Source organism: Herbaspirillum lusitanum P6-12, assembly GCF_000256565.1.
In the GTDB taxonomy this organism is placed as follows: domain Bacteria; phylum Pseudomonadota; class Gammaproteobacteria; order Burkholderiales; family Burkholderiaceae_D; genus Herbaspirillum; species Herbaspirillum lusitanum.
In genome coordinates, this window is the sequence record NZ_AJHH01000660.1 from 1 (window position 1) to 11,739 (window position 11,739).

12 protein-coding genes and 1 pseudogene are annotated in these 11,739 nt (G+C 58.1%); 9 read left to right on the forward strand and 4 right to left on the reverse strand.

All coding sequences use genetic code 11. The features are described 5' to 3' along the window. Positions 1-86: 86 nt before the first annotated feature. The 3 genes from HLUSI_RS0121630 to HLUSI_RS0121635 all read right to left on the reverse strand — a co-directional run bounded on the left by HLUSI_RS0121630 (position 87) and on the right by HLUSI_RS0121635 (position 1,717). The gene (locus HLUSI_RS0121630; RefSeq protein ID WP_029363867.1) at positions 87-866 is read right to left on the reverse strand and encodes an SDR family oxidoreductase; all 780 of its coding nucleotides are present in this window, start codon (positions 864-866) and stop codon (positions 87-89) included. An 83-nt stretch (positions 867-949) separates the two neighbouring features. Continuing rightward, positions 950-1,126 carry an SDR family oxidoreductase gene (locus HLUSI_RS35015; RefSeq protein WP_157137960.1) on the reverse strand — a complete coding sequence of 59 codons (177 nt, stop codon included), beginning with the start codon at positions 1,124-1,126 and terminating at the stop codon, positions 950-952. Positions 1,127-1,132: 6 nt separating this feature from the next. Next, positions 1,133-1,717, reverse strand: coding sequence for an HD domain-containing protein (locus HLUSI_RS0121635; protein ID WP_083831022.1), 585 nt, complete (start codon positions 1,715-1,717; stop codon positions 1,133-1,135). A 125-nt stretch (positions 1,718-1,842) separates the two neighbouring features. On the opposite strand from HLUSI_RS0121635, the gene HLUSI_RS0121640 reads away from it, so the two are divergent. From HLUSI_RS0121640 to groL, 6 genes are all read left to right on the forward strand, one after another. After that, the gene (locus HLUSI_RS0121640; RefSeq protein WP_016835958.1) at positions 1,843-2,535 is read left to right on the forward strand and encodes a GntR family transcriptional regulator; all 693 of its coding nucleotides are present in this window, start codon (positions 1,843-1,845) and stop codon (positions 2,533-2,535) included. A 434-nt stretch (positions 2,536-2,969) separates the two neighbouring features. Further along, positions 2,970-3,788, forward strand: a complete 819-nt coding sequence (locus HLUSI_RS0121645; RefSeq protein WP_016835959.1) for a phytanoyl-CoA dioxygenase family protein — start codon at positions 2,970-2,972, stop codon at positions 3,786-3,788. A 119-nt stretch (positions 3,789-3,907) separates the two neighbouring features. Further along, on the forward strand, positions 3,908-4,705 hold the full coding sequence (locus HLUSI_RS0121650) for an SDR family NAD(P)-dependent oxidoreductase (protein WP_016835960.1): 798 nt from the start codon (positions 3,908-3,910) through the stop codon (positions 4,703-4,705). Positions 4,706-4,761: 56 nt separating this feature from the next. Next, the gene (locus tag HLUSI_RS0121655; RefSeq protein WP_016835961.1) at positions 4,762-5,775 is read left to right on the forward strand and encodes a TRAP transporter substrate-binding protein; all 1,014 of its coding nucleotides are present in this window, start codon (positions 4,762-4,764) and stop codon (positions 5,773-5,775) included. 451 nt (positions 5,776-6,226) lie between these two features. Next, positions 6,227-6,517, forward strand: coding sequence for a co-chaperone GroES (gene groES, locus HLUSI_RS0121660; RefSeq protein ID WP_007882171.1), 291 nt, complete (start codon positions 6,227-6,229; stop codon positions 6,515-6,517). Positions 6,518-6,643: 126 nt separating this feature from the next. Beyond that, on the forward strand, positions 6,644-8,296 hold the full coding sequence (groL, locus tag HLUSI_RS0121665; RefSeq protein WP_016835962.1) for a chaperonin GroEL: 1,653 nt from the start codon (positions 6,644-6,646) through the stop codon (positions 8,294-8,296). A 167-nt stretch (positions 8,297-8,463) separates the two neighbouring features. Here the strand turns inward: groL and HLUSI_RS0121670 are convergent, their stop codons facing one another. Further along, positions 8,464-9,033, reverse strand: a complete 570-nt coding sequence (locus HLUSI_RS0121670) for a methylated-DNA--[protein]-cysteine S-methyltransferase (protein WP_016835963.1) — start codon at positions 9,031-9,033, stop codon at positions 8,464-8,466. Positions 9,034-9,340: 307 nt separating this feature from the next. On the opposite strand from HLUSI_RS0121670, the pseudogene HLUSI_RS30025 reads away from it, so the two are divergent. From HLUSI_RS30025 to HLUSI_RS0121685, 3 genes and pseudogenes are all read left to right on the forward strand, one after another. Beyond that, positions 9,341-10,223, forward strand: a pseudogene (locus tag HLUSI_RS30025) (NIL domain-containing protein). Continuing rightward, a complete protein-coding gene (locus tag HLUSI_RS0121680; RefSeq protein ID WP_016835964.1) occupies positions 10,213-10,866 on the forward strand; it encodes a methionine ABC transporter permease in 654 nt (217 codons plus the stop codon). Before HLUSI_RS30025 ends, HLUSI_RS0121680 begins: the two are co-directional and overlap by 11 nt. A 65-nt stretch (positions 10,867-10,931) precedes the next feature. Next, a complete protein-coding gene (locus tag HLUSI_RS0121685; RefSeq protein WP_016835965.1) occupies positions 10,932-11,732 on the forward strand; it encodes a MetQ/NlpA family ABC transporter substrate-binding protein in 801 nt (266 codons plus the stop codon). Positions 11,733-11,739: the final 7 nt, after the last annotated feature.

Consider the following 11,739-nt stretch of genomic DNA (forward strand, 5'->3'; position numbering starts at 1 on the left):
TCGGCGCGGGTTTTATTTTTTGTCCGCTTGGATGCGCGAAGCATCCGAAAGGTCACATGACGGAAGCCTGCGGGGAATCTACCCGATTACAGATATTCGAGATTGCCGTCGACGCTGATCGCTTGCCCCGAGATATTTCGCGCGGCAGGCGACGCCAGGAACAAGGCCATCGCCGCGACATCCCGGGTTGTCACCAGGCGCCGCAGTGAAATCTTCTTGACGTAGTCTTCGCGCATCTCGTCGAAGCTCACTCCAAGCGTCTTTGCCCGGGCGGCGATGACGCCGTCCATGCGTTCGCCCTCCACCACGCCGGGAAGAATTGCGTTGACGCGGATATTGCTGGGTCCGAGCTCGACCGCCAGCGATTTCATCAGACCGACGATGGCCCATTTGGTCGAGGCATACGGCGTGCGGAACTGATAGCCCAGGCGTCCGGCCACCGAGGAAAGCGTGATGATGCCCGGATTTTCCGAAGTCTTCTTCAGCAAGGGAACGGCGCGTTTGAGGAAGTAGAACTGGCTGTTCAGATTGGTATTGATGGTCTGGTCCCAGGCGTCCGCGTCGAGGTCTTCAACCGCGCCCGTCGGTCCGGCGATGCCGGCATTGTTGATCAGCAGATCGAGGCCGCCGAGCTTCCCGGCCGCGTCCGCCATCACTGCATCGACGTCTTCGCGCTTGACGCCGGCATGGATGCCGGGGTGCTTCTTCCTGATTGCTTCGACGGCGGCCGGATTGATGTCGCAGACGTAGACCGCCGCGCCGGTTTCCAGGAATGCTTCCGCAATGGCTGCGCCGATGCCTGTGGCGGCGCCGGAGATGAAGACGCGCAGGCCGGCGTCCGGCTTCAATAGATCAACTGTTTTCATGAAAATCCCGACATGTGAGCACGTAGGCCACGTCATCGGTCGACGATGATGTGGCGGGAAAAATTATCCGGTGAAGAGTCAGGCTACCGCGTCAACCCGCCCGATACCCCTATCACCGCAGCGTTAATATAGCTCGCTTCGTTACTGGCCAGGAAGGCATGGATATTGGCGCCCTCCTCCGGCTTGGGTACCCTTCGGTCCCAGTGCGCGGCTCCAGGTCTTGTTCGGTTGCGTCGGCGATTGGCGTGATTCCGCCTGATGGTGCTTCATTCCGAAAAATGTCGCGCCACCCACTGCTCACACGCCGTCCACAGTTGCGGTGCGCCTTTTTGAATCACGGGACCGTAGCGGAACAGCACCTGTTCCAGTGAAACGCCGTTCTCCGTCCAGGTACCGCCACCGGTGAAGATATTGATGAGCAACGGCTGGAAGCGATCCAGTGCCTTGGCGAATTTTGCGTCGTCGGTTTCCGCACGTTCGAATTCCTGCCACAGGGCCAGAAATTGATCACCCTGGTTTTCGGGCAACATGCCGAACAAGCGCTCTGCCGCCTTCACTTCCTGCTCCGCCTGCGCCGCCGCCGAAGACCCGCCGTGAATCGGAAAATCGCCGACGTCGATCTCGACAATGTCGTGCAGCAGGAGCATCCGGATGACGCGATTGGCATCCACGGTCCCATTCGCATATTCGCTCAGCAGCATGGCGTACATGGCCAGGTGCCAGGAATGCTCGGCGGAGTTTTCCTTGCGGCTTTGATCGAGCAGCGGCGATTGCCGCATCACGGTTTTCAGGCGATCGATTTCCCGCAGGAAGCCCAGTTGCTGTTCCAGTCTTGCCAATTCCACAAGCATCTCGCGCAAAAATATAATTTCATGATTATACAAAGCTGTACCGGATGCCGAATCTGACCAGGCCGGGTTGGGAGCGCCCTTTCTCTCCCACGCCGCCGTGTTAAGATACCGGCATGGAATCCGGAATGCAGAATTCAATTGATCAAAATACCTTGTATATCGAGAAGGTGTACGACCGCCTGCTCGAAGCCATCACCAGCGGCGACCTGAAACCCGGCGAACGGGTGCGGCAATCGGCGCTGGCTGACCGCCTCGGCGTATCGCGCCAGCCTATCAGCCATGCCTTGCAACTGCTGCGATATCAGGGGCTGGTGCGCGACGCCGGCAAACAAGGGGTGGAAGTTTCCCCGGTCAATCCCGACTACATCGTTCATCTCTACCACGCGCGCGTCTCGCTGGAATCCAGTGCCGCAGCCATGGCGGCGCAGCGGGTCAAGGATGGTCTCGCGCCGAAAGATGACATCGATGCGCTAAAGGAGACGATTGAACTGGGCGTCAGCGCGATGCGGCATAATGCGCCGCTGTCTGTGCTCGTCAAGGCGGATTTCCGTTTCCACATGGCGATTTACCGGCTCAGCGGCAATCCGGCGATTGAGCAAATCATGGCCGGACAATGGCCGCATCTGATGCGTTCCATGATGGCCGTGCTCAATGATCCCGGCGTACCGGTGCGTGCCTGGGAAGAACATCAGATCATCGCGACGCATATTTTTGCCGGCGTGGTGGATGAAGCGTTTCAGGCGGCCGCCCGGCATATCGAACGCGCCGGCCGCGACCTCGCCAAGCGCCTGAGTGCCGGTCGTGATCCGACGGCGTGAGAGGTACTGAGGCAGGCAGTCATTGCCTTGCCTGCTTTCATTTCCCTTTCCAGCCTTCAAGCCTTTCCCATCCGCGGCCGCCTCGGCCGCCATCTCCTTGGGTTTTGCCGTCCTTGACCACTTAAAACCTTACTCAGTATCAAACTGACAATAAATCCCGATTTTCGCCTTTCGGCTTGATTGGGATTCTGTTCTCGCCCGGCTCTCCAGAGCATATTCTGCGGCATCCTTTACTAGTCGCACCCCACTCCCACTCAGCTTCAGCGGCACTCAAGCCGCGCGTGTCCCTGAATCCCATGCTTTCGAATTCGCGAATTTCTCGTTGACCTGCTCATGGGGGACGACTATTATTTGAAAACTGAATTCGGAATTCCAAATTCAGAATTCAAAAATAAAATCAAATACATCGACCCATCAAGTCCACAGGAGACAATATGAAACTCAACGCAGAACAACTCGCCCGCTTCGATGAACTTGGGTATGTCTTTCTTCCAGATTGCTTTTCCGAAGCCGAAATCACCGCATTGCGTAATGCTTCGGCGGCCGTACTGGAGATGCAACGTCCGGATATCTGGCGGGAAAAAGATGGCACCCCGCGTACCGCATTTGCCTGCCATCAATACAACGAAGCCTGCAAACTGCTGGCCGCGGACGAACGCCTGGTAGCGCCGGTGGCGCAGTTGTTCAACGAAGAGGTGTACATTCATCAATTCAAGATCAATGCCAAAGCGGCTTTTACCGGTGAAGTCTGGCAATGGCATCAGGATTTTCCGACGTGGCACAAGGATGACGGCATGCCGGAACCGCGCGCCATGAACATCGCGGTATTCCTGGATGAAGTGATGCCGATCAACGGCCCGCTAATGGTGGTGCCGCGCAGTCACAAGGCCGGCGCGCTGGAATCTGCGCACGATACGGAAACCACTTCCTATCCATTGTGGACGCTGGACAAGAAGACCGTTACCGAGATGGTCGATCGCAATGGCATCGTCACCCCGACCGGCAAGGCCGGCGGTGTATTGATGTTCCACGCAAATATGGTGCACGGCTCGGCCGGCAACATCACTCCGTATCCGCGCCGTATCGTTTATCTGACGCTGTCGGCAGTATCGAATGCGATCACCAAACCGACACGGCCGGATTTCATTGCGCATCAGGACTTCACGCCGCTGCACGCGAGCAGCGCCAATATTCTCAAAGAGTATGCCGAACGTGCTGCGGCGGCGCCCGCCAAGTCTGCCCTGGCAGCCTGAGCCGCAGCCTGCTTCCGACGGAGCCTGGCTCATGCAGGCGGGAACCGCAACTCCCGCGCCGCATGTTCCGGGCCCCGATATTCCGTACATCTCATCTCCGTACATCATTGAGGAAAATCATGTCTGAACGCATGAAAGGAAAGGTCGCCATTGTCATCGGCGCCGGCTCATCCGGGCCAGGCTGGGGCAACGGCAAAGCTGCAGCGGTGCTGTATGCACGTGAAGGAGCCAGGATATTCGCGGTCGATTTTCGTATTGAAGCTGCGCAGGAAACCGCAGCCATCATTCGCAGTGAAGGCGGGGAGTGCACCGCCTTCCGGGCCGATGTCGCCAGCAGCGACGATATTCGCGAAATGGCCGCCGCCTGCATGGCGACCTACGGCCAGATCGATGTGTTGCACAACAATGTCGGCATTGTCGAAACCGGTGGTCCGGTCGAGACTTCGGAGGAAAGCTGGGACCGTGTCATCGCGGTCAATCAGACCAGCATTTTTCTGACCTGCAAACATGTGCTGCCGTATATGGCGGCACGCAACGCCGGCGCCATCGTCAACATCGGTTCGATTGCCGGCCTGCGCTGGATCGGTTTCCCCTATCTGGCCTACAGCGCCGCCAAGGCGGCATTGATCAGCATGACCTCCAACATTGCCGTGGAATACGCGGCACAAGGCATCCGTGCCAATTGCGTGTTGCCGGGCCTGATGAACACGCCCTTGATTCGCGAACCGCTGACCAAGACGTATGGCGGCAATGTCGATTCGATGATTGCCCAACGCGACAAAATCTCCCCCACCGGCAAGATGGGAGATGCCTGGGACACCGCATATGCCGCACTGTTTCTGGCATCCGACGAAGCCCGCTACGTCAATGGCACCAGCATCATCGTCGATGGCGGCCTGACGGCGCGTTGCGTCTAGCGCAGCATCTGGCCGGATCATCGCGCCGTATTCAAATAAAAATCATGGAGACAGACATGCAAATCACTCGCCGTACCGTTTTGAAAGCCGCCGCCTCGGCAGTCGGCATCGCCGCCGTCGGCGCCCCCAGCGTGCGCGCACAAACTGCCGTGTTCAACTACAAGGTGGCGACCAACGTTCCGGTCACCCATCCGATTTATATCCGCCTCAGCGAAGCTGCCGAAAAAACCAAGGCGGAAACCGGCGGCAAGGTCGACATCAAGGTGTTCCCGAATGGCCAGTTGGGTTCGGATACCGATCTGCTCAGCCAGGTGCGCTCCGGCAGCGTCGAGTTCCTGACCTTGCCTGGCGTGATTCTGGCCAATCTGGTGCCGATGGCTTCGCTCAACAGTGTTGGTTTTGCCTTTCACGATTACCCCGCAGTGTGGAAAGCGATGGATGGCGATCTCGGCAAATACATTCGTTCGCATATCGAGAAAACCAATCTGCACGTATTCGACAAGGTGTGGGACAACGGTTTCCGCCATATCACGTCGAACAAACCGATCAACACGCCGGCTGAACTGGCGAACATGAAAATCCGGGTGCCGGTCAGCCCCTTGTTGTTGTCCTTGTTCAAATCGCTGAAGGCAGCGCCGACGCCGATCAACTTCAACGAGTTGTACAGTGCGCTGCAGACCCGCATCGTGGATGGTCAGGAAAATCCTTTCCCGATCATCACCACTGCCAAACTGTATGAAGTACAGAAATATTGTGCGATGACCAGTCATGCCTGGGATGGTTACTGGCTGCTGGCCAACAAACATTCCTTCGCCGCACTGCCGGTGGCGCTGCAAGACATCATCACCAGAAACTTCAATGCAGCGGGTGTCAATCAGCGCGCCGACAGCGAAAAAATGGCGGCCGACCTGCAACAAGAACTGGCCGCCAAAGGCTTGATTTTTTCCAAACCGGCCACCGCGCAATTCCGCCAGGTGCTGCAACAAAGCGGCTTCTACAAGGAATGGAAAAACAAGTTTGGTGAAGAGGCATGGGCGCAACTGGAGGCGGCGGTGGGCAAGCTGGTTTGAGTGAGTTGCCGTGACACGGACAAGCTGATCCCGAACCAAGCTGGAACGACAAAGTCTCGCCGACAGGCGGGACTTTGTCATTGGCAAACAGAGAACGGCTTTGAGGCCGGCTACCTCCGCGCGTATTTATTCGTTTCGTTTGTTGATTTTCCCCGCAGAATTGCCCTCGCCATTTGAGCCGTCCGAGGGGATCATGCCAAATCGACAACAACAGTTCAGACTTAAACGAATTCCGACAATTACGCGACTCCGCGCGACTTAAATCATCCCTGCCCTTGAAAAACCCCCATCCCGCCCCTATACTTAGCACTCGTCAGGGGAGAGTGCTAACAGCTTCTTTTCTGGCCTACCCACTTTTCCGATGTGGCACGGAGTTCTTGCTGCAGGGCTTAAGTACACTTTGCAGCCAACGCCGCATTATTTATAACTTATTGAATTTTAAGGAGTTTTCATGAGCCTTCGTCCTTTGCACGATCGCGTTATCGTCAAGCGTCTCGACCAAGAAACCAAGACCGCATCCGGTATCGTGCTGCCTGACGCAGCAACTGAAAAGCCAGACCAAGGCGAAATCCTGGCTGTCGGCAACGGCAAGATCCTGGACGATGGCAAGGTCCGTCCGCTGGCAGTCAAGGTCGGCGACCGCGTTCTGTTCGGTAAGTACTCCGGCCAAGCCGTGAAGATCGACGGCCAGGAACTGCTGGTCATGCGTGAAGAAGACCTGTTCGCCGTCGTCGAAAAGTAATCGACGTCCGCTGCCGCGGCGCGACGTAAATCGTCCTGCGCCGGCAGCGAACAAGTCTGATCGGAGCTGATCGAGCCGATTCAAACGCAATTCAGCAATTCATAAACGAATTTTGGAGAATCCAACATGGCAGCAAAACAAGTAATTTTCGGCGATGACGCACGTGCAAAAATCGTCAATGGCGTCAACATCCTGGCTAACGCAGTCAAGGTAACCCTCGGTCCGAAGGGCCGCAACGTGGTTCTGGAGCGTAGCTTCGGCGCCCCTACCGTCACCAAGGACGGCGTTTCGGTTGCGAAAGAAATCGAACTGAAAGACAAGCTGGAAAACATGGGCGCGCAACTGGTTAAGGAAGTTGCTTCCAAGACTTCCGACAACGCAGGCGACGGCACCACTACCGCGACCGTGCTGGCTCAAGCGATCGTTCGCGAAGGCTTCAAGTACGTTGCCGCCGGTTTCAACCCGACTGATCTGAAGCGCGGCATCGACAAAGCAGTTGTCGCCATCGTTTCCGAAATCAAGACACTGTCGAAGCCAACCACCACCAGCAAGGAAATCGCCCAAGTCGGTTCGATCTCGGCTAACTCCGATTCCGACATCGGCGACATCATTGCCAAGGCAATGGACAAGGTCGGCAAAGAAGGCGTCATCACCGTGGAAGACGGCAAGTCGCTGGAAAACGAACTGGACATCGTCGAAGGTATGCAATTCGACCGCGGCTACCTGTCCCCCTACTTCATCAACAACCAAGAAAAGCAAGTTGTTGCGCTGGAAAACCCATTCGTCCTGCTGTTCGACAAGAAGGTTTCGAACATCCGTGACCTGCTGCCGATCCTGGAACAAGTCGCCAAGGCCGGCCGTCCACTGCTGATCATCGCTGAAGATGTCGAAGGCGAAGCACTGGCAACTCTGGTGGTGAACAACATCCGCGGCATCCTGAAGACTGCCGCCGTCAAGGCTCCTGGCTTTGGCGACCGTCGCAAGGCAATGCTGGAAGACATCGCTATCCTGACCGGCGGTCAAGTGATCGCTGAAGAAGTCGGCCTGACTCTGGAAAAAGCCACTCTGGCTGAACTGGGCCAAGCCAAGCGCATCGAAATCAGCAAGGAAAACACCACCATCATCGACGGTAACGGCGAAGCCATCGCTATCGAATCGCGCGTCAAGCAAATCCGCGCGCAAATCGAAGAAGCGACTTCCGACTACGATCGTGAAAAGCTGCAAGAACGCGTTGCCAAGCTGGCAGGCGGCGTTGCACTGATCAAGGTCGGCGCGGCTACCGAAGTCGAAATGAAGGAAAAGAAAGCACGCGTTGAAGATGCTCTGCACGCTACCCGCGCAGCAGTTGAAGAAGGCGTCGTTCCTGGCGGCGGCGTGGCATTCCTGCGCGCACGCGCCAACATCAAGGACTTGAAGGGCGACAATCCTGACCAGGAAGCCGGCATCAAGATCGTGCTGCGCGCGATCGAAGAGCCACTGCGCCAAATCGTGTTCAACGCCGGCGACGAACCATCGGTTGTGGTCAACGCAGTGTTGGCAGGCCAAGGCAACTACGGTTACAACGCTGCTGACGGCACTTATGGCGACATGATTGCACTGGGCATTCTGGATCCAACCAAGGTTACCCGTTCGGCATTGCAAAATGCTGCTTCGGTCGCCGCCCTGATCCTGACTACCGAAGCGATGATCGCTGAGCAGCCAGAAGACAAGTCGGCTGGCGGTATGCCAGGCGGCATGGGTGGTATGGGCGGCATGGGCGGTATGGACGGCATGATGTAATTCGGCTGCGCCTGCATTCTCCGGAATGCGGGCGCACCGGAAAGCACGCTTTCCACACGGCTATACGTAGCACGCAGCAAAAGAAAAGGCCTCGAGCGATCGAGGCCTTTTTCATTGTGCGCAGCGTTTGCGTTTGCTCTGCTGCCCTCTGCTACTCAGACCTCGGATCACTCCGCGAACAGCAAACCCTGGTTCGGATCCGGCAGCTTGCTGCGGCGCTTTTGCGGGACGGCGGTGCCGGGCTTGTTGTGCAAGGCATGCGCGCCCTCCAGCGTGAGCAACAACTCCTTGGCCTTGAGTCCGCCAGCGAAGCCGGTCAGTTCGCCCGAGGCGCCGATCACGCGATGACAGGGGGCGATGATGGAGATGGGATTCTTGCCGTTGGCTGCGCCGACTGCACGCACCGCCTTGATGTCGCCCAGTTGCACGGCGATTTCGCTGTAGCTGCGGGTTTCGCCGAACGGGATGGTCAGCAGCGCCGCCCATACCCGCTTCTGGAAATCGGTGCCGGTGAAATCCAGCGGGACTTCAAACTGTTTGCGCTTGCCCGCGAAGTATTCGTTGAGCTGGCGTTCAGTCTCCAGCAGCACCGGGCTGGCGGGGTCGGCGCTCATCTCACCCAGCCGCACGCGCGTGGGCTTGTCGTTTTCCCACAGGATCGCCGCCAGCCGCTCGCCGCGGCCGACCAGGGTCAGCTCGCCGACGGGCGAGTTCATGGTTGTGTAGACGTATGCCATCGATGGTTTCCTTCCGGGCCGGGACGGCTATCTTAGTCGCATTGGCGCAAACATGCAGGGGGGACTTGACTGCTTATCGGAAATGAAACAGCCGGCATGGCCGGGCCGGCATTCTTCATTGCAATTCGCGCCAAAAAGCGCTTGGTTATGCCTTTTTCTCATTAGGGAATATGCAAAATGTAGTTCCGCCTGCAACGAAATCCTCATAAAATCACGGCTCTATATAAAAATATCGGCAGCAGGCTGGTTATTTAGCCGCCCTGCTGCCTTTTTCTTGAAGCAACAATCAAGCAACATCGAAAGCAATATGATCGAAATTCAGGGGGTCACCCAACGCTTCCCCAACGGCAGCGGCACGGTCGATGCGGTACGCAACGTCGACCTGTCCATCCGCAAAGGCGAAGTCTTCGGCATCATCGCTGTCGTCGCGCACCGTCTACAACAACATCGCGCTGCCGCTGGAACTGGCCGGCCTGTCCAAGGCCGAGATCGCCAAAAAGGTCGAACCGTTGCTGGAACTGGTGGGCCTGACCGCGTTGAAGGATCGCTACCCCGCGCAAATCTCCGGCGGCCAGAAGCAGCGCGTCGGCATCGCCCGCGCCCTGGCCAACGATCCCAAGGTATTGCTGTCGGACGAAGCCACCTCGGCGCTCGATCCGGAAACCACGCGCTCGATTCTCGAGCTGCTGCGCAAGATCAACAAGGAACTGGGGCTGACCATCGTCCTGATCACGCACCAGATGGAAGTCATCAAGGTGATCTGCGACCGCGTCGCCGTGATGGAAGCCGGCGAGGTCATCGAACAGGGCGAAGTGCTGGACGTGTTCCGCGAACCGAAACATGAAGTCACGCGCGCCCTGATCGGCGACGTGATCGCCCACGAACTGCCCAAGGGCGTGCTGGAGCGTCTGCGCGCGCGTCTGGCCAATACCGAAGCAGGTTCGGGTACGGATCACCTGTTCCGCTTCGCCTTCACCGGCTCGGGCGTGGACCAGCCGCATCTGTCGGAAGCGGTGCGCCGCTTCAACCTGGACTTCAACATCCTGCACGGCCAGATCGACGAGATCCAGGGCCAGGCCTTCGGTTCGCTGGCGATCCTCGCCAACGGCACCGCCGAGAATATTACCAATGCAATGGATTACCTGCGTGCGCAAGGCGTCGTGGTGGAGGAGCTGAACCATGTCATCTGAACTGATTGATCTCTTCATCAGCTCGTTCGGCGAAACGCTGATGATGGTCGGCATCTCCGGCCTGCTCGGCGCCGTCTTCGGCGTGCCGCTGGGCATCGCGCTGCACCTGACCGAACGCAAGGGCATCCTGCCCAATGTCGCCTTCAACCGCATCGCCGGCCTGCTGGTCAACGCCGTGCGTTCGACGCCCTTCATCATTTTGCTGGTCGCCGTGATCCCGTTCACGCGCTTCTTCGTCGGCACCTCGATCGGCACCGCCGCAGCGATCGTGCCGCTGACCATCGCTTCGGCGCCGTTCATCGCGCGCCTGGTCGAGACCGCCTTGCGCGAAGTCGACCACGGCCTGGTCGAAGCCGCGCAAGCCATGGGCGCGACCACCTGGCAAATCATTTACAAGGTATTGGTGCCTGAAGCGTTTGCTGGTATCGTCGCGGGTCTTACGATCACCTTCGTCAGCCTGGTCGGCTATTCCGCCATGGCCGGCGCGATCGGCGGCGGCGGCCTGGGCGACCTCGGTATCCGCTACGGCTACCAGCGTTTCCTGCCGGAAGTAATGCTGGCGGTGGTGCTGATCCTGATCGTATTTGTGCAATTGGTGCAAACACTGGGCGATGTCCTGGTACGTCGTCTGAGCCATCGTTAAGAACAGGTCCAGGCGTAAAAAATAATGCAGCTATCCGCTGCTGCTATCGAAGAGAGAGGGAAACAATGAATCGTCGTCAATTAATCCAATTTTTCGCAGGTCTGGGCGTGGTTGCCGGCCTGGTGTCCGCACCGGTCCTGGCGCAAGACAAGCCGATCAAGATCGGCGCCACCGGCGGCCCGCACGCTGAAATTCTGGAACAAGTCAAAAAGATCGCCGAGAAAGACGGCCTGAAGCTGCAGATCGTTGAATTCAGCGATTACATCCAGCCGAACGCGGCCCTGTCCGCCGGCGATCTGGATGCCAACAGCTACCAGCACCAACCGTACCTGGATGCGCAAGTCAAGGACCGCGGCTACAAACTGGTCAGCGTCGGCACCACCATCACCTTCCCGATGGGCGTGTACTCGAAGAAGATCAAGTCGCTCAACGACCTGAAGAACGGCGCCCGCGTCGGTATCCCTAACGACCCTACCAATGGCGGCCGCGCGCTGCTGTTGCTGCAGGCGCAAGGCGTGCTCAAGCTGAAGGCCGATGCCGGCCTGAAGGCGACGCCGCTGGACATCGTCGACAATCCGAAGAAGGTCAAGATCATCGAACTGGACGCGGCGCAACTGCCACGCTCGCTGGATGACTTCGACGCCGCCGCCATCAACGGCAACTTCGCTGAATCCGCCGGCCTGTCGCCAACCAAGGACGGCATCGCCATCGAAGCCGCCAAGGGCCCTTACGTCAACGTCATCGCCGTGCGCGTCGAAGACAAGGACAAGCCTTGGGTCGCCAAGCTGGTCAAGGCTTACCACAGCCCGGAAATCAAGAAGTTCGTGATCGAGAAGTACAAGAACTCGGTCGTCACTTCCTGGTAATCCGGCG

What these genes read in the sequence shown, in the direction of transcription:
- HLUSI_RS0121645 (WP_016835959.1), top strand. Translation starts at nt 2,970, where the DNA reads ATGAAACTCAACGCAGAACAACTCGCCCGCTTCGATGAACTTGGGTAT.
- groL (WP_016835962.1), top strand. Translation starts at nt 6,644, where the DNA reads ATGGCAGCAAAACAAGTAATTTTCGGCGATGACGCACGTGCAAAAATC.
- HLUSI_RS0121685 (WP_016835965.1), top strand. Translation starts at nt 10,932, where the DNA reads ATGAATCGTCGTCAATTAATCCAATTTTTCGCAGGTCTGGGCGTGGTT.
- HLUSI_RS0121680 (WP_016835964.1), top strand. Translation starts at nt 10,213, where the DNA reads ATGTCATCTGAACTGATTGATCTCTTCATCAGCTCGTTCGGCGAAACG.
- HLUSI_RS0121630 (WP_029363867.1), bottom strand. Translation starts at nt 866, where the DNA reads ATGAAAACAGTTGATCTATTGAAGCCGGACGCCGGCCTGCGCGTCTTC.
- HLUSI_RS0121650 (WP_016835960.1), top strand. Translation starts at nt 3,908, where the DNA reads ATGTCTGAACGCATGAAAGGAAAGGTCGCCATTGTCATCGGCGCCGGC.
- HLUSI_RS0121670 (WP_016835963.1), bottom strand. Translation starts at nt 9,033, where the DNA reads ATGGCATACGTCTACACAACCATGAACTCGCCCGTCGGCGAGCTGACC.
- HLUSI_RS0121635 (WP_083831022.1), bottom strand. Translation starts at nt 1,717, where the DNA reads ATGCTTGTGGAATTGGCAAGACTGGAACAGCAACTGGGCTTCCTGCGG.
- HLUSI_RS0121640 (WP_016835958.1), top strand. Translation starts at nt 1,843, where the DNA reads ATGCAGAATTCAATTGATCAAAATACCTTGTATATCGAGAAGGTGTAC.
- HLUSI_RS0121655 (WP_016835961.1), top strand. Translation starts at nt 4,762, where the DNA reads ATGCAAATCACTCGCCGTACCGTTTTGAAAGCCGCCGCCTCGGCAGTC.
- groES (WP_007882171.1), top strand. Translation starts at nt 6,227, where the DNA reads ATGAGCCTTCGTCCTTTGCACGATCGCGTTATCGTCAAGCGTCTCGAC.